21 protein-coding genes are annotated in these 17,180 nt (G+C 40.2%); 4 read left to right on the top strand and 17 right to left on the bottom strand.

Translation table 11 applies throughout. The features are described from left to right. Positions 1-157 precede the first annotated feature (157 nt). The 13 genes from GSR62_RS02635 to ccpA all read right to left on the bottom strand — a co-directional run bounded on the left by GSR62_RS02635 (position 158) and on the right by ccpA (position 10,040). Entirely contained in the window at positions 158-1,534 is a 1,377-nt protein-coding gene (locus GSR62_RS02635; protein WP_035449140.1) for an amino acid permease, read from the bottom strand. 152 nt (positions 1,535-1,686) lie between these two features. Next, positions 1,687-2,697, bottom strand: a complete 1,011-nt coding sequence (locus GSR62_RS02630) for a class I SAM-dependent methyltransferase (RefSeq protein ID WP_035449142.1) — start codon at positions 2,695-2,697, stop codon at positions 1,687-1,689. A 74-nt stretch (positions 2,698-2,771) separates the two neighbouring features. Further along, a complete protein-coding gene (locus GSR62_RS02625; protein WP_010688041.1) occupies positions 2,772-3,053 on the bottom strand; it encodes a hypothetical protein in 282 nt (93 codons plus the stop codon). After that, positions 3,050-3,478: a ComGF family competence protein gene (locus GSR62_RS02620; protein WP_066023753.1), complete on the bottom strand. Its 429-nt coding sequence runs from the start codon at positions 3,476-3,478 to the stop codon at positions 3,050-3,052. The genes GSR62_RS02625 and GSR62_RS02620 overlap by 4 nt, the downstream gene beginning before the upstream one ends. Positions 3,479-3,488: 10 nt before the next feature. After that, positions 3,489-3,722, bottom strand: a complete 234-nt coding sequence (locus GSR62_RS02615; protein ID WP_225362221.1) for a hypothetical protein — start codon at positions 3,720-3,722, stop codon at positions 3,489-3,491. Positions 3,723-3,751: 29 nt separating this feature from the next. Beyond that, a complete protein-coding gene (locus tag GSR62_RS02610) occupies positions 3,752-4,186 on the bottom strand; it encodes a comG operon protein 4 (comGD) (RefSeq protein WP_225362222.1) in 435 nt (144 codons plus the stop codon). Next, positions 4,183-4,485: a prepilin-type N-terminal cleavage/methylation domain-containing protein gene (locus tag GSR62_RS02605; protein ID WP_010688045.1), complete on the bottom strand. Its 303-nt coding sequence runs from the start codon at positions 4,483-4,485 to the stop codon at positions 4,183-4,185. Before GSR62_RS02605 ends, GSR62_RS02610 begins: the two co-directional genes overlap by 4 nt. Next, the gene (gene comGB / locus GSR62_RS02600) at positions 4,482-5,531 is read right to left on the bottom strand and encodes a competence type IV pilus assembly protein ComGB (protein WP_081797098.1); all 1,050 of its coding nucleotides are present in this window, start codon (positions 5,529-5,531) and stop codon (positions 4,482-4,484) included. The genes GSR62_RS02605 and comGB overlap by 4 nt, the downstream gene beginning before the upstream one ends. Positions 5,532-5,607: 76 nt before the next feature. After that, a complete protein-coding gene (gene comGA, locus GSR62_RS02595) occupies positions 5,608-6,450 on the bottom strand; it encodes a competence type IV pilus ATPase ComGA (RefSeq protein ID WP_225362223.1) in 843 nt (280 codons plus the stop codon). A 109-nt stretch (positions 6,451-6,559) separates the two neighbouring features. Beyond that, positions 6,560-7,486, bottom strand: coding sequence for a ribokinase (gene rbsK, locus GSR62_RS02590; protein WP_010688047.1), 927 nt, complete (start codon positions 7,484-7,486; stop codon positions 6,560-6,562). A 165-nt stretch (positions 7,487-7,651) separates the two neighbouring features. Continuing rightward, positions 7,652-8,383 (bottom strand): YebC/PmpR family DNA-binding transcriptional regulator, encoded by a 732-nt coding sequence (locus tag GSR62_RS02585; RefSeq protein WP_035449154.1) that lies wholly within the window; start codon positions 8,381-8,383, stop codon positions 7,652-7,654. Between the two features lie 82 nt (positions 8,384-8,465). After that, entirely contained in the window at positions 8,466-8,978 is a 513-nt protein-coding gene (locus GSR62_RS02580; protein WP_010688048.1) for a VanZ family protein, read from the bottom strand. Between the two features lie 54 nt (positions 8,979-9,032). Beyond that, the gene (ccpA, locus tag GSR62_RS02575) at positions 9,033-10,040 is read right to left on the bottom strand and encodes a catabolite control protein A (RefSeq protein WP_066023755.1); all 1,008 of its coding nucleotides are present in this window, start codon (positions 10,038-10,040) and stop codon (positions 9,033-9,035) included. A gap of 208 nt (positions 10,041-10,248) precedes the next feature. Between ccpA and GSR62_RS02570 the strand changes: the two genes are divergently transcribed. Further along, the gene (locus GSR62_RS02570; RefSeq protein WP_066023756.1) at positions 10,249-11,349 is read left to right on the top strand and encodes a M24 family metallopeptidase; all 1,101 of its coding nucleotides are present in this window, start codon (positions 10,249-10,251) and stop codon (positions 11,347-11,349) included. A 52-nt stretch (positions 11,350-11,401) separates the two neighbouring features. Here the strand turns inward: GSR62_RS02570 and GSR62_RS02565 are convergent, their stop codons facing one another. Together GSR62_RS02565 and GSR62_RS02560 are read right to left on the bottom strand one after the other, a co-directional pair. Then, complete coding sequence (locus GSR62_RS02565) at positions 11,402-11,875, bottom strand: hypothetical protein (RefSeq protein ID WP_010688051.1); 474 nt, start codon at positions 11,873-11,875, stop codon at positions 11,402-11,404. Between the two features lie 20 nt (positions 11,876-11,895). Next, positions 11,896-12,312: a DUF948 domain-containing protein gene (locus GSR62_RS02560; protein ID WP_010688052.1), complete on the bottom strand. Its 417-nt coding sequence runs from the start codon at positions 12,310-12,312 to the stop codon at positions 11,896-11,898. A 168-nt stretch (positions 12,313-12,480) separates the two neighbouring features. Between GSR62_RS02560 and GSR62_RS02555 the strand changes: the two genes are divergently transcribed. After that, positions 12,481-13,392, top strand: coding sequence for a mechanosensitive ion channel family protein (locus tag GSR62_RS02555; RefSeq protein WP_066023757.1), 912 nt, complete (start codon positions 12,481-12,483; stop codon positions 13,390-13,392). Between the two features lie 45 nt (positions 13,393-13,437). Here the strand turns inward: GSR62_RS02555 and cbpB are convergent, their stop codons facing one another. Then, a complete protein-coding gene (cbpB, locus tag GSR62_RS02550; protein ID WP_035449159.1) occupies positions 13,438-13,902 on the bottom strand; it encodes a cyclic-di-AMP-binding protein CbpB in 465 nt (154 codons plus the stop codon). 219 nt (positions 13,903-14,121) lie between these two features. On the opposite strand from cbpB, the gene GSR62_RS02545 reads away from it, so the two are divergent. Then, a complete protein-coding gene (locus GSR62_RS02545; RefSeq protein WP_010688055.1) occupies positions 14,122-14,859 on the top strand; it encodes an MIP/aquaporin family protein in 738 nt (245 codons plus the stop codon). A gap of 71 nt (positions 14,860-14,930) precedes the next feature. After that, positions 14,931-15,635 carry a CPBP family intramembrane glutamic endopeptidase gene (locus GSR62_RS02540; protein ID WP_010688056.1) on the top strand — a complete coding sequence of 235 codons (705 nt, stop codon included), beginning with the start codon at positions 14,931-14,933 and terminating at the stop codon, positions 15,633-15,635. 47 nt (positions 15,636-15,682) lie between these two features. Here the strand turns inward: GSR62_RS02540 and GSR62_RS02535 are convergent, their stop codons facing one another. Beyond that, a complete protein-coding gene (locus GSR62_RS02535; RefSeq protein ID WP_010688057.1) occupies positions 15,683-17,035 on the bottom strand; it encodes a glucose-6-phosphate isomerase in 1,353 nt (450 codons plus the stop codon). Positions 17,036-17,180 lie beyond the last annotated feature (145 nt).

The following is a 17,180-nucleotide window of genomic DNA, read 5'->3' as shown; positions in this document are numbered from 1 at the left end:
GATTGATATATCTCTAATATAGTATAGCTGAAAATCACGTAAAAGGTAACTGCTTAGACCAAAGCAAAAATAGTGGCGCTCAAAAAATGCGCCAAGGGTCCCACCACGATGCAAAAAATACGCATCATAGTAGGACCCTCGTTATTCATACGACATTCTATTGATTTTCAGATAAATGCTTCTTACGCAATTTATTCAACATAAAGAGTGCTGCAAACCAAACTAATGAAGCTAGCAACGCGATCAAAGTGGCTTGTTCAAAGCACATGATCACACAAACAAAAGCTAAAAAGATCAAGACAGCATAGTCTGATGCTGGATAAAGTGGCATCTTGAAATTAGATTCATTTTTTTGTCCCTTAGCTTTCAACTCTTTACGATATTTCAAGTGAGCGACCACGATCGCACCCCAGATAAAGAGGAAACATGTTGTTGCTACACTCGAGATAAAAGTAAAGAGAGATGTGTTTGGGATCACCAAGTTGGCTACGACTGTTAAAGCGATCACTGCTGTTGAAAAGCGGATCGCATTAGCTGGAACTTGATGCCGTGAAAGTTTGCTCATCTTTTTAGCAAAGCGACCTTTTTCTTTATATGTTAAAGAAAAGACCATTCGACCAGTATTAAAGATTGAACTATTACATGCTGAAGCAGCTGCTGTTAAAACAACAAAATTAATAATTCCAGCCGCAGCAGGAATACCAATATTTTCAAAAACTTGAACAAATGGACTTTGATCTGGTGTGATCGATCGCCAAGGATAGATACACATCAAGGCTAGTAATGAGCCCACATAAAAAATAATTATCCGAAGTGGGATCTCATTGATCGCCTTAGGGATCACGGTTTTAGGATCTTGTGTCTCAGAAGCAGTGACACCGATCATTTCGATCCCGATAAAACCAAATGTTACCATTTGAAATGACATCAAAAATCCGCCTAAACCTTTAGGGAAAAGGCCACCATAATCAACTAAATTCATCACAGAAGCATGTCCACTAGGTGTTTCATAACCGATCACGACCAAAACGATCCCGATCACGATCAATGCAATGATCGCAATGACCTTGATCAACGCAAACCAGAATTCAGTTTCACCAAACAAAGCAACGGTGATCAAATTCAGGGCCAGCAAGATCGCTAAGATGACAAAACCAGGGATCCACTCGGGAATATGTGGGAACCAATAATGGATGTACATCCCACTTGCCGTCACATCAGCCATCGCGATCGTGATCCAACAGACCCAATACGTCCAGCCGGTGATAAAACCAATATCTTTGCCTAAATAGCGTTCAATAAAATCAATAAACGAATGGCTCTTTAAATCTGAAAGTAGCAATTCCCCCATCGCACGCATCAACAAGAAACAGATCGCACCTGTTATAAGATAGGCTAAGACGATCGAAGGTCCTGCTAACTGGATCGATTTTCCTGAACCTAAAAATAGCCCGGTCCCGATCGTTCCGCCTAATGCGATCAGCTGGACATGCCGGCTCTTTAAGCCACGGGCATATTGCTCTTCATTTTCCATCAAAAAACTCCTTTAATATTTCATATAATTAAGTTTAGCTTAATCTTTTAGTTAAGTAAAATTCAACTATTTCATTTTTAGATGAATAAAATTCAACCACAGGAACAAATAAAGAGTTACTCCCCCTTTTAGGGAAAGTAACTCTTTATCTTTTAAGCAAAGTTTTGGGCTTGCCAGTTATCGATCTCTTTCATAAATTCAACAAACTCCGATTGATTTTTCATCAGTGGAAATTCTCCTAGCAAGATAGGTTCAGCTTGCTTAGCTTGTGCTCCCTTCTTTTGCAGGAGCAAGATCGATTTTTGTGAATTTTCATTGATAAATAGTTGCTGTGGTAAATTGAGTAGTCCTTGCAAATAGCCTTTTTCTTGGATCAATTGCAGTAATCGTTTAGCTTCAGGCGCTTCAAACATCCCACGTGGAACGACAAAAACGCCCCAACCGCCAGCTACTAATTGCTCAAGCGCTTGTTCGATCAATAGATAATGCACGTAAGAATGCCCTTCAGCAAATGCTGTCTGATACTCTTTTGCCCGACTATCAAGTGGATAATAACCGACCGGCAGATCAGCTACGACAATATCAGCTGGTGGTACTTGCAACTCAGCCAATGCATCTTGATGGATTAATTGCGTTTTACTTTGCATCAATTCAGCCGAGATATTGGCTAAAGCTAACATCGTATCATCGTTGTCGACCCCATAGACGTCAAGCTCTTTCCAGCCACTCTTCTCTAAGGTGCTCAGGATCGCTGATAACAAATTTCCTGTCCCAACTGTTAGATCCAACAATTTTAGGCCAGCCGTATATTTCCCAACTTTTTCGATCAGATATGCTAATAAAAATCCGATCGTATCGGGTGTCATTTGGTGATTTACTTGGACTTTTTCACGCTTATAAGCTTGTAAAAGGCACAATTGCAATACTGAGCGTTGTTCTTCTTTAGATAGAGAAGCTAAATCGATCTTTTGGTAGAGATCTTTTAGCTTAGCGACTGTTGCTTCATCTGGTGTTCCATCTTCAACATGAACTCGACCATCATCTAACAAATTCTCGAATGTCTCGATCAAAGCATCTAATGCTGAACATTCCACATTTTTTTGCAAGAGCTCGATCGCTTCATTCAATAATTGAAATTTTTCTTCTACTTTTGCTAATGCCATTTTTTACACCCTAATCAACTTTTTTACTAATGTCTTATTATCGCACATCCTACTAGAATTTCAAGTCGTGGTATCTAGTCGATTTGATCCAGGGTATATTTTTGGCCATTGGGAAGAAGCACTCTGACTTGATCTTTTAACATTTCCACTTGTCCTTGAGCTGAACTCGCCTTTTGCCCAGGCTTTAAATCAAGTTTTTGGGCTAACACAGCTAAGGTACGCGCACGATAATACATGCTTTGCCGTTGATATGTCAATTGCTGGAGCTGGTGTCCTAACAATTGCGCATAAAAAACAGCAGTCACCAAAACTAACATCAATAGTGCTGAACTCAGCAATGTTCCTTTTAGTTTCATAGTCCACTTTCTTTCTGTAGTGGTAAACTAAAGGTCGTCTGATAAGTCCTTTGATCGATCTGGACGGTTATTTTTATCGTCTTATCTTGCTTGATAGCACGAAAACTAGATACTCGATATAATAACGGCATATAACCACCAGATGCCGTCTCCATGATCACTTTATCACGTTCACTTTCATAATGAACGATATAATCTTTTTTAGCTTTTCGACTATACAAATAGATATTTTCCACATTTTCACCTGGCTTTTTTACTAAGGCAAAATGTTGGCGCTCATTTTGTAGCAAACTCACAAAACGTTCCCACTCAAACTGATCAATTTCCTGTTTTGCTACCATTTGTTTTTGCATATTCGAGCCGATACCCGCTAATAACGCTAGACCCATAGCTGTCACTACTAGCGCAACCGTGGCCTCGATCAAAGTAAAGCCCCTAATCTTTGTGCAATTCAAGTGTAACTGGATGCCCGGCTCGATCTGTGATCTGAACTTCAATTTTTCCCCCTTTAGCTTTTGTCGTTTGTGCTTGACTCTGCACTAGTAACTTTTGAGCTACTTGAACTTGTAAATAAGCTTGTGTTGTCGCTTGATGCAAACGCAGATCTGTCAGATACAATAACGTACTGATGACTAATAACACACTCATCCCACTGAGTGCATCAGCCAACAAAAAAGCCCGTACGTGCACACTATCACCTACCTTTTAACATGTTCTTCGATCCGATATTGTGTGCCATACCCTAATTGAAAATGCACTTGATACTCTTTACCTAAAGTTGAAGTAAAAGTTTCCATCGTAGGACTAAGTGAACCTAGACCACTCACCGATAACTCTTGGTGATCGGTCGTCGGCGTCAATGATTTTGGGTATATCAGAATTTTTAAGGTCTTTTGGCCAACACTAAACTTGACCTGTTTTGGTTCAAATTGGATCCAAGTATATTGCTTTTGTTGCTCTCCTTGATAGATCGCTGCAAACCAGGTTTGACGCAATTCATTAAAGAACAGCTTTTCTTGTAAACTAGCTAATGTATGCGTCCCTGGACCGATCCCAAATAAAAATATACAAGTTGCAATAAAAAGCGTTAAGGTCACTTCAACCAGCGTAAAGCCTTGAACTTTCATGGTCATTGATCTTTCTTTTCGACTTTAAGATGATGTTTTTCGATGGCAGCGACTTGCTTAGCTGTCAAATATCCAGCTTTTTCGAGATCTGTTGGAGCAACATTTTCCATCGCCGTTCCTTTTTCATCGGCATATAGTTGAGCTTGGGTATCCAACTCGGCTTGTAAGGCTTGAGTGTTGACATTTTCAGCATTGGAACGCTGTTTAGCGACGTTAGGAATGATGATCAAGATCAACAAACTGATGATAAAGATCACGATCGCCATTTCCACCAAAGTGAAGGCTTTCATCTTAGTTTTTTTCATTTATATAGTCCCCCTAAACTTGAATATAGCGGTAATAATAACGCTAAGTATGTGCAAATGATCACTATTGCGATCACCATAAACAATAACGGTTGGATCCAAGCTAACAACTGATTCGTTTTCTCTAATAATTTTTGATAGGCGAGTTTGGAATAAGCCAATAGATCTTTACCGATCTCTTCTTTCGAACGACCTTTTTGAAAAAAAAGCGCCAATTCAGGTGAAATAAATGGATAGTACCCCAAGATCTGTGCCAAATTTTCTCCACGGGCTAACCGCCGTGAAAAGGCATGACCCAAGTGATAAAGTAGACTTTTTTCCTCAAACTGTTCTAGCAATCTACAAATTTGTTGAAACTCCAAACCACTTTCGATCAGTAATCCCAAATTAAAGGTCAAATAATAACAATTATATTGACGATATAGGCTACCAACGATCGGTAAGCTGCTATACCAACTGTGCCGCCCCAAGATCGACTGCTTTTTCCACCAGTAAAAAAAGTAGAGTCCCCCTAAGCTTAATAAACTCAACAAGACCAGACCACCCAATTTAACAAAGTTCAGATAGGAAAATGGATCTTTACCAGTCGTTGAGACTGAAAATTGTGCGATCTCAGGCGCCAACCATATCTTCAAAGCGATCATCAAAAAAAATAATAATCCTAAAATGATCGCTGGGTATAACAACAATGACTGTAACTTCTCACGTTGTTGCACACGCTTTTTTAGGTACTTTCCTAACTGCAAAACACTTTGATCTACACTACCATGTTTTTCAGCAATCACAAGCTGACAGTAAATATTAGTTGTCACCTTAGATCTTAAGGCCTGACTGAAGCTTTGACCGTTTTCTAACTCTGCGATCACCGTCGCCAACCCATTTTTGGGCAAAAACATCTTTAAACTCTGTAAGGCTTGTTTGAGTGAAAAGCCTGCCGTTAAGAGATCAGCTAAGAGATCAAAAAAATTCGCTTGTTGTCGCAAAGTCCACTTAGCCATGTACAAATTTTTTCGCTGTCGCAACGGTAATTTTTCCCTTAGTCGCATTTTGTTCAAGATAGCGCCCCCAATCTGCTGACATCCCACTATTTGCTCGCTCTACATTTGCGCTAAAAAGCTCATCTTACTGAATGATGTCAAACAAAACCGCTTGGCCTTTTGACTTTAATGGTAGCAAACGTTGATATGAGACCAATTGCAAAACACTTTCCAATTCTGACCACGTGATCCCTAGGTCGGCTAAACGCTCGATAACACCATAAGCACTGGTTGCATGCAACGTACTCAAAACTAAATGCCCACTTAAAGCAGCTGTCAGCACAGCACGAGCAGTTTGCCGATCACGGATCTCACCGACGATAAAGATATCTGGATGATGTCTTAACGCGGCTTTGAGCAAAGTCGAATAATCCATTTGAGCCTTTGGATTTACTTGGACTTGCAAAAAACTATCTTCTCTGATCTCGATCGGATCTTCATTACACATTACCTGCTGTTGCTTTTGATTTTTAGCCAGTTGATACATTGCTGTGGTCTTTCCCGAACCCATCGGACCAGCAAAAATAACCAGTCCCCGTTTTTGACACGCTTGTTCTAAGAGCGTCCATTGCTCAGGTACTAAATATTGATATTTGACGCTTTTTAGTGGATATATCAATCGAATGACCATTGATTCTCGACCTAAAAAATCACCAACTGTCGAAAAACGCAGGTACAGCTGCTGCTTGCCGATCTTTTGTTGCCACGCACCTAATTGTGGCCTCCGATGTTCACTTAGCATCATATCCGCTTTGAACTTAAAAAAGGCCAGCAACTTTTGGGCTTGTTCAAAAGTTAATTCACTTTGGACAAGATAACGATCACGGATAAAGTATTTAACTTGATAACACGTTTTGGTCGGCAAAAGTAAAATATCTAAGGCCGATACAGCTACCGCATCCGTCAATAGTTTCGTTGCTAATTCCATCTTTCATCCCTCCTTCACTTTATAAATACGCAAAGCAGGGAAAAATATTTTTTGAATTTTGGGATAAAAAAAATGACTGCCGCAACAGTCATCAAATGTCGTTATATTATTAAAAATTCGCTTCACCTAAAGCGTCATTGACTTCACTTAATTGTGGGATCGATGGGATCGCCCCCAATTTTTGTACAGCCAAAGCCGAAGCCATGCTAGCAAAAACGATCGCTTCTTCAATATTAGAGAGATCTTTGTGTAATTGCGAACTAAGCGCACCTAGGAAAGTGTCACCTGCTGCTGTCGTATCCAAAGTAGCAACTTTAAAAGCCTTGATAAAGCCTTCAGCAGTTGTCGTCTTATAGTAAGCACCCTTACTTCCTAAAGTGATGATCGTATTTTTCACACCCATTTTAGCTAACTTAGCTGCAGCTTGATGCCAAGATTCTTCTTCATCGATCTTGATCTCAGTCAACAATTCTGTTTCGGTCTCATTTAATACGATCAGATCAACATTTTTAAGCAATGCTTCTGGCACACGTTTGGCCGGTGCAGGATTTAAGATCGTTACCACATCATTTTCTTTAGCATATTTAAAAGCCGTGATCGAAGCTTCGATCGGTGTTTCAAACTGAGTGATCAAGAAATCTGCTGTTGTGATCTTTTCCTTGGCAGCTTCGATATCGTCATCAGTGATCGCTTGATTAGCACCGCCTAAGACGAGAATACTATTTTCACCGTTTTCTTGTAATAAAATAAATGCTTGGCCAGTTTCTTCAGTTGCCAACGTCACACTAGTTGCATCGATCTTTGCATCTTCGAGGTAACCCTTCATCAAACGTCCCTGTTCGTCAGCTCCTACTTTACCGATAAAAGCGGTTTGGGCCCCAGAGCGAGCAGCAGCGATCGCTTGGTTAGCACCCTTGCCTCCTCCTGCAATTTTTTTAGCTGACATCGTCATTGTTTCACCGGGCAACGGCAGACGCTTGACTTGCATGATATTATCGACGTTCAAGCTGCCTAAAACTGTTACTCTATTGACCATAGTTCCCTCCATAAGTTTTATTACTAGCATATCTTTTAACGTAATTTGAAAATCCAAATCTTTAGTCACAGTCCATATTATAGCATAAATAGCGTTAAAATACTTGGCATTCCTGGATTTTTATGTAAAATAAAAGGGCTGCAAAAATTGCAACCCTATGTTTAATTAGTCTTCATCTGGAAATTCAGCTGAAGTAAATACTTCAGACACATCATCTTCGTCTTCAAGGCGATCGATCAAACGTTGTAATTGTTCGACCTTGTCTTCTGGAACTGGGACCGTATTTTGTGGTACCATCGTGATCTCAGCTGAATATAAGTCATACTTAGCTTGTAAAGCATCACGTACATCTTCGAAGATCTTTGGTTCTGTATAGATCTCAAAGACTTCATCAGATGTTTGCAGATCTTCAGCACCTGCTTCAATCACATCTTCAAACATTTGATCTTCATCCACATCTAGGTCTTCACGCACGATCGCAATGTAACCTTTACGATCAAACATGAAACTAACGGAACCTGTTTCACCTAAGTTACCGCCATTACGGTTGAAATCAGTCCGCACAGCCGAAGCAGTCCGGTTACGGTTATCTGTCAAAGCGTGAACTAAGATCGCTACCCCAGCTGGGCCATAACCTTCATAAGTGATCTCTTCGTAGTTAGCACCATTTGCACCAGTAGCTTTATCAAGGGCACGTTTGATGTTATCTTTTGGCATGTTAGCAGCACGTGCTTTTTCCATTACAAGGCGCAATTGTGGGTTGGCGTCTGGGTCAGGACCGCCACTCTTTGCAGCCATGTATAGATCTCGCGAGATTTTTTGGAAAATTTTTCCACGTTTTGCATCTTGAGCGTTTTTACGCCCTTGGATGTTATGCCATTTTGAATGTCCTGACATTTCTAATACCTCTTTCCGAAAAGTAAAATTTAGCAATAAGCCGTGTATATTTTAACAAAAAATATTATCCGTTGCAAGATTCTCAACGATTTCGCCGTTTTTGCAACCTATATAAAAACAATACTGCCAACATGACCCCTAATAACGCTCCACAGGAATCTAAGATCACATCTTGGATCAGTGGTGTCCGGTCACCAGTAAACATTTGGTGAAGTTCATCAGTCTCGGCATAAAGCGTTGCTAACGCCCAACTAACAAACGCTACGTGTCCTAACTTAGACCAATAGCGGGCGAGTCCTAAAGCGGTAAGCCCTCCTAGTAGAAAATATGTCCCAAAATGGGCCCCTTTGCGGATAAAAAATTCCACAAATTTATAATAGCCAATATTTGCGATACTGATCTCTTTCCCAGCATATCTGAATGAAATTTGACTTAACCAATTTTCGAGTGGCTTTTGGGCTAGATGCTGTTCTAAAAATGGGACTGAAGTTTGTTTAGTGTAGGGCATTGATGAACTGATAAACAATACGAGTATAATGAGCCCAGCCCCAAATAAACATAAATTTTGCCAATTAAATAATTTGTTTGTTTTCATTTTTTATCCTTATGACCAAAAACGAGCAAGGGCTTTCCCTGCTCGTTAGGTGACTTATTTAGTTGAAGCGCGCTTGATATAGCCGTATGGTAATTCGATCGTCTTTTCATCTGAAGACATATCTTCTTTATTCATCATCTTAGTCAAGAAGCGCATTGAGACCGCACCGATATCATACAGTGGTTGTGTGATCGAAGAAAGCTGTGGTCGAACGATCTCAGTCAACTTAGAATTGTTGCTGGTAATGATCTCAAACTCAGCTGGTACTTTGACCCCTGCATCCTTAGCCCCGTTCAAAACACCACAGGCTAATTCGTCATCCCCGACAAAAGCAGCTGTTGCTTTAGCCGATGCCAACGCAGGCCATAAAACTTCACCTGCACGATAGCTATAGTCTGTTTCAAATACAAGATCTGGATCATATTCGATACCATGCTTAGCCAAAACGTTCTTGTAACCCTTCAAACGGTATTCACCGTTGATCGGATCACTCATTGGTCCGGTGATGAAAGCTACTCGCTTGTTACCGTGGTTGATCAGATCAGCTACGGCTTCTTCGACCGCAGCCACGTAGTCAACATGGACACTTTCAACTTCATTTTTAGCATCAACTGAACCCGCTAAGACGATCGGTGTCTTAGAGTGGGTAAATTGTGCGCGTAACTCGTCTGTCAAATTGTTGCCCATAAAGATGATCCCATCAACTTGTTTAGCCAATAAAGTATTTAAAACTTGTGCTTCCTTTTGAGGATTGCCATCGGAGTTAGCTAAAATAATGTTATATTTGTACATTGAAGCTACGTCGTCGATCCCACGAGCTAAAGAAGAAAAATAGACGTTTGTCACATCAGGGATAATGACCCCGACTGTGGTAGTCTTTTTACTTGCCAAGCCACGAGCGACCGCATTTGGACGGTAATCCAAACGATCGATAACTTCAAGCACTTTTTTACGTGTTGCCGGTTTAACATTTGGGTTGCCATTAACGACCCGTGAGACCGTAGCCATTGAGACAGCAGCTTCACGTGCAACATCGTAGATTGTAATTGTTTGTTTTTCCATGGTTTTATCCTCTCACTAATTTTATTTTCAAAATCGTTTTCATTGCGACCCTATTTAATTTATCAAAGTTTTTAGCCAATTGCAAGCGTTTCAAGAATTTGCAAGCTTCTTTTCATGTATTTTCATTTTCAAAGATATCTAGCCATCACTTATTGCTAAAGTGTGTTATAATGTAGTCGCTTTGAAAACAATTAAAGGAAGTGCTTTTATGTCACATCTTAATACTATCCAAACATGGTTGGCTGACAACAACTTGGATATTGCTTATATCAGTGATTGGAAAAACATCCAATATTTTACCGGCTTTGGTAGCGATCCGTTTGAACGGACACTAGCACTCTTTATCTTCCCGGATAAAGATCCTTTCATCTTCGCACCTGCACTTGAAGTCGAAGCGATCAAAAAAGCCGGCTGGAAATATCCTGTCTATGGCTATTTAGACCATGAAGATCCTTATGCTTTGATCAAAGAACATATCACCGAGTTAGCATCGCCTAAGCATTGGGCTTTGGAAAAAGATAACTTGACGGTAGTTCGCTTTGAAGCTCTCCGCAAATATTTCCCCCAAGCTGAATTTTCCGGCAATCTCTCGCCTGTGATCGAACGTGAAAAGCTCTTTAAGACACCAGAAGAGATCGAATTGCTAAAAACAGCTGGTAAATGGGCTGATATTGCCTTTGAAGCTGGCTTTAAGGCGCTTTCGACCAAACGGACTGAACAAGATGTTGTGGCCGAGATCGAATACACGATGAAGAAAAACGGTATTATGCATATGAGTTTCGATACGATCGTCCAGAGTGGTGCTAATGTTGCTGATCCTCATGGAGCTCCCAAAGCTGATCTTATCAAACCAAATGAACTTTGCTTGTTTGATCTAGGTGTTGATTACAAAGGCTATATGTCTGATGCTTCCCGAACGGTTGCTTTTGGTAAAGTCAGCGATAAAGCTAAGGAGATCTACCAAGTCTGCTTAGAAGCACAATTAGCCGCTCAAGCTGCAGCTAAGCCTGGGATGCGTGCTTTTGAATTAGATAAGATCGCACGTGACATCATCACTAAAGCCGGCTACGGTGAATACTTCATCCATCGCTTAGGACATGGTATCGGTCAAAGCGATCATGAATTTCCATCTATCATGGAAGGAAATGAATTGGTCCTTGAACCTGGCATGTGCTTCTCGATCGAACCTGGGATCTATGTTCCTGGAGTTGCTGGTGTCCGGATCGAAGACTGTGTTTACTTGACTAAAGATGGTAATGAACCATTCACACATACGACCAAAGAACTTCAGATCATCCCTTTAGATTAGAAAATTAGAGTACAAAAATAGCGCTCCAATGATGGGGCGCTATTTTTGTACTCTAATCGTTGTGTGGATAAAATGTTTCAGTTGGTTTTTCGTAAGGTTGATCTTTTTTATCCTTAGCTTCACCAAAAGCAGAACGGCCATCGATCACGATATCGTCGTTCCAATCTTCAGAAGCTTCATCTTCAGCTAGATCATCGAACTTATCTTTAGTATTCTCCAACCGTTCTTTTAAGTCAGAAGTTGCTTGTTTCAATGAAGCCAAAGCATCTTGAACAGCTTGTTCATTCTTGAATTCGTCAGCTCGGCTAATAACTTTTTCTTTTAAGTCATCTACGCCATTTTCTTCCAAGAATTGTTGCAAGTATTGATTATATTTCAATGCCTTTTCGCGTCCGTTCAAGACGGTCTCATCGACTTTCATCGCTAACTTATCTTTTTGGTCAGCAGTCAACTTCTTTGAAGCGACCAAAGCTGCACCTGCACCAGCTGCAAGCATTCCTAGACCAACTAACAATTTCTTACTCATAATACTCCACTCCTTAAAGTTTACTTACTTTGCTTTTGTTTGTGTCGTTGGTAAAAGCCAAGTGCCATTTTACCGACGCGCAATGCAGCACTTGTCTTAGCTGCACTTTCAGTTGAACGTACTACCTTATCAGCCATTGAACGACTTGCTACGTTCAAATCAGATACACTTTCACTTAGCTCAGCCGCCGTTTTAAACAAAGGATCTAATTCGCTTACTTTATGGTTGACATCTTCCATCAAAACATTCGTCTTTACCAAAAGCTCATCCACATTGCCAGCAATACTGTTAGCGTCCTTGGTCAAGATCTGAATGCTGTTATTCATCTCTTTAACAGTCGTCACTAAATGCTTTAGCACTGTACAAATGAAAACAACTAAGATCAAAAATGCTAACGCTGCAATTAACCCAGCAATCTGTCCAAACGTTATTGTCATTTTATACCCTCCATTAAGTCTTCATTGTCTTTAGAATATCATTCAATTACAAAAACTGCAATTATTACGCAAAAAATATTGTTCAAAATAAAAAAACTTCTTTCGCACTTTTCAAAAAAATTTGCTATCATTAGTACATAAATTCTGAACATAAAGGACGGATCATACTTGTATCTATTAGTTGCAACCGATAAGACGCTCTCATCCGACGTTTCAAAACAAGTGGTCAAACAAACGGGCGTCTTGGACAATTACATAAAAAACATCAATTGGGACAACATTATCACTAAGATCATCATGGTGACTATCTCACTTGTTTTGATCTCCCTACTTTTCTTGATCATTCATTCTATCGGGAAAAAGATCATCACTCGCAGTTTTTCTACCGCTAAGAAAAAGAATTCTAATTACTCGATCGGGCGTTTAGGAACGATCTATACGCTGACCCAAAACATCTTTCATTACTGTGTTTTGTTCTTCTACTTTTACGCCATCCTTTCGATCTTAGGCATCCCTGTCAGTACCTTGTTGGCTTCAGCTGGGATCGTCAGTGTGGCGCTTGGTTTAGGGGCTCAAGGCTTTGTCACTGATATTGTGACTGGTTTTTTCATTCTACTCGAACAACAATTTTCTGTCGGCGATGTCGTTAAAATAAATGCGATCACGGGCAAGATCCACGCTATTGGTCTACGCACAACGCAAGTAATCAGTGATGACGGAACATTAAACTTTATCCCTAACCGCAGTATCACCGTCGTTAGCAACATGTCACGTAACAATATGCAAGCTGTGATCGATATTCGCTTAGATCCTAAAAAGGATGCTAGTGAAATGAAAAAAATCATCGCCCAAGTAAATCAAAAAGTCGTCCCTAATTTACCCGAGATCGTCACAGGCCCAACGATCTTAGGCGTGGTGCCCCTTACAAATGGCGAATTAGTTTTCCGGGTCACTGCATATACTAAAAATGGTGCTCAAGCTACAGTCCAGCGCATTTTACTGGATAACTACTTACGGGCCCTAAAAGATGCAGGCTTCAATATCCCGACTTCACCGTTGAATTTAGGTGCTACTGCATAAAATCAATGCTCAAACTGCAGATCTGTAGTTTGAGCATTTTTTTGGTTATTTTTTTTCGACTGTATATTCTTTTTCTAAATCATGCGCTAAATAATTGACAGCTTTCATCACTTCGCGGCGGGTCAAGATCCCGGTAAAGACTCCTTCTTCATCGACGACTGCCAAAAAGGTCTGATCGACTAAAAGATGCAAGATCTCTTCCATTTCATATGGCGGACAGATCGTTGGAACATCTGTCTGCATGACATCTTTGACCTGGATCCGGCCCAAACGAGTCGGATCGATCCCGGTCAAGCCTAACATCGTCTCTGTGATCATCGCCAACGACAATAGTCCCTTGAAATGTTGATCTTGGTCTAAGACGGGGATCTTAGCGTATTTGACCTTACTTAAAACTAAAAATGCATGTTCAAGACTATTATTCTCTTGGACATTAGCTACGATCTCAGCTGGGATCAAAAATTTTTCTTTACGCTGATTTAGCAATTGTGCAACTGCTTTTGATATCATATAACTTTTATTTAAAACTATCCTTTCATCCAAATATTGATACTACTCCTATAATTGTATGCGTTTTAGTGAAAAACACAACCCTTACCCCCTGTTTAGCTCACTAAAACGCTACTTTTTTAGTAAAAAAATATTTCTGAAAGCCTATTGACACCCGCCATTGCAATCATTATAGTTATATGAGTGTATTATTTCATTGTTATTTATTAGGAGGAAAATATGGAGTTCGCATTAAACTCAAGATTAATGGCCGAATTTTTCGGAACAGCCCTCATGATCATGTTGGGTAACGGTTCTGTGGCCAACGTTGAATTGAAAGGAACTAAGGGTTACCACAGTGGTTGGATCGTTATCTCGATCGGTTACGGTTTTGCCGTAATGATCCCAGCTTTGATGTTTGGTAAGATCTCAGGTAACCACATCAACCCCGCATTTACTTTAGGTTTAGCTATCGCAGGCGATTTCCCATGGCATGAAGTCTTACCTTACATAAGTATGCAATTCTTAGGTGCAATTGCCGGACAATTGGTCGTATTAGCTTGTTTCAAGCCACACTACGATATCACCGAAGATCCAGAAGCTGTTTTGGCTACCTTCTCAACGATCGATGCGACTGAAAGTCGTTTCAATGGTTTTGTCAATGAATTCTTTGGTACATTCACCTTAGTTTTCAGTGCTTTAGCGATCACACATTCACCGATCTTCAACCATGGTAACCAAGGTGCCGGCTTTATCGGTATTGGTCTCTTAGTTATGGTTATCGTAACTTCCTTTGGTGGTCCAACTGGTCCTGCTTTGAACCCAGCACGTGACTTGGGTCCTCGTATCGTCCATGCGTTGTTCCCACTTAAGCACAAGGGATCATCCCAATGGCGTTATGCGTGGATCCCAGTTGTCGCACCATTTGCAGCCGGTGCTTGCGCGACCCTTTTATATAAAGCTATTTTTGGGTTATAATACCTATGTTAAGGCTTGACGTCATAACGTCAGCCTTTTTTTATTACACTTTTTACAGAAAGGACTTTACTATGAACTTAAAAACACTAGGAAGTTATGCCTGGCGCACTATCAAATTCATTTTATTAGGCTTGTGCTTGATCTTGCCGCAACAAGTTTTTTCCTTACCTCATATTCTCCCCCAAAACTTCAGTCCGTTAGCGACAAATATTTTGACATGGGGCTTACTTTTACTGGGATATGCACTCGTGATCGTTATTTTTAACTGGCAATTCAAAAAAGATCAGCCTAATACTGATAAGATCTTCCAAAAATTATCTAATCAGGATATCAATGCCATTATCACAGGTTTTATCACTTTGTTTATCATTAAGATCATCTACGGAATGTTCATGAGTCAATTTGGACAGACCCAAAATGATCAAGCTTTACAACAAATGTTTAAACTTTCGACTAATGCCGCACTCATGATGTTTCTGATGACAGCGATCTTTGCTCCGCTATGTGAAGAATTGCTCTTTCGGGGGATTTTTATGCGTTACTTCTTCCCTAAAAATACCGTTTTAGCGATCTTTTTTAGTGGACTAGTCTTTGGCATGCTTCATTTCCATCTCGGTGATATTTTTTGGACGCTCCTTTTATATTGTACTTTGGGCTGGGTCTTAGCATATTATTACAAAAAGACAGGTAAACTCTTGGTCAGCATTATGATCCACTTCCTAAATAATATTTTGCCCGCACTATTCATGCTCTTTTCAGCATTATTTACCAAATAAAAAGATCCGCAAACTGAGATCAGTTTGCGGATCTTTTTTATTAATGCCTATTTATCTAAACGAGCATTCAATTCTTTAGTTAATTCTTCGTAACCTGGGCGACCGAGTAAAGCAAACATGTTCTTCTTGTAAGCTTCAACACCTGGTTGGTTGAATGGGTTGATACCATTCAAGTAGCCTGAAATACCAACTGCGATCTCGAAGAAGTAGATCAAGTAACCTAAAGTATAAGCTGTTTGATCTGGGATGTTAACGATCATGTTAGGCACATCACCATCAGTATGAGCCAACACAACACCTTCCATTGCACGATCGTTGACATAGTTCATTGTCTTACCTTCAAGATAAGCTAAACCGTCCAAGTTTTCTTCTTCCTTAGGAATTTCAGTATCATGTGTTGGTGTTCCAACGTGGATAACTGTTTCCATCAAGTTACGACGGCCTTCTTGGATGTATTGACCCAAGGAGTGCAAGTCAGTTGTAAAGTTAGCTGAAGATGGGTAGATACCCTTTTGATCTTTACCTTCAGATTCACCCATCAATTGCTTCCACCATTCAGCGAAGTATTGTAAGGTAGGTTCGTAGTTTTCCAAGATCTCAGTTGTGTAACCCTTGCGATACAAGATGTTACGCAAAGCAGCATATTGGTAAGCTTCGTTTTTAGCAAGATCTGCATCAGTATATTCACTACGAGCATCAGCAGCCCCTTGCATCAAAGCATCGATATCAGCACCTGAAACCGCGATCGGTAATAAACCAACTGGTGTCAAGACTGAGAAACGACCACCAACATCATCAGGAATCACGAATGTTTCGTAACCTTCTGCATCAGCTTCGGTCTTCAATGCGCCACGTGCGCGGTCTGTTGTAGCATAGATCCGCTTCTTAGCGCCTTCTTCACCATATTTTTCGATCAATTTTTCTTTAAAGACACGGAAAGCGATCGATGGTTCAGTTGTTGTACCTGATTTTGAGATCACGTTGACAGAGAAATCTTTGTCCCCGATGAGTTCGACCAAGTCATGAACATATGAACCAGAGATCGAGTTACCTGCAAAGAAAATTTGTGGTGCATTGCGTTTTTCTTGTGGTAACAAGTTGTAGAATGTGTTTTGCAAGAAATCAATTGCAGCACGTGCACCTAAGTAAGAACCACCGATACCGATCACAACTAAAACTTCTGAATCGTTTTGGATCTTTTTAGCTGCTTCTTTGATACGGGCAAATTCTTCTTTATCGTAGTCAACTGGTAGATCTAACCAACCGCGAAAATCTGCGCCTGCACCAGTACCTTGACGAAGTTGTTCGTCAGCGGCATTGACCATTGCTTGCATTTCGTTTAATTCATTGTCGTGAACAAACTTTGTTAAGTTTGAACTATCAAATTTAATGTGTGCCATGTTATAATTCGCTCTCCCTTTACAATTTTATTACGGGTTTAATTATACTATAAAATACAGAATTTTAAAGTCAAAATCAAATATAAATTAAGATTTACGCTTAAAAACCCTTAATTTTACAATTAGACGATCACCATAAATGTAA

It is taken from the genome of Ligilactobacillus animalis (assembly GCF_009933595.1).
Classification (GTDB): Bacteria; Bacillota; Bacilli; order Lactobacillales; family Lactobacillaceae; genus Ligilactobacillus; species Ligilactobacillus animalis.
The sequence above is the reverse complement of the archived record's forward strand: the minus strand, read 5'-3'. Positions and strand labels throughout refer to the sequence as shown.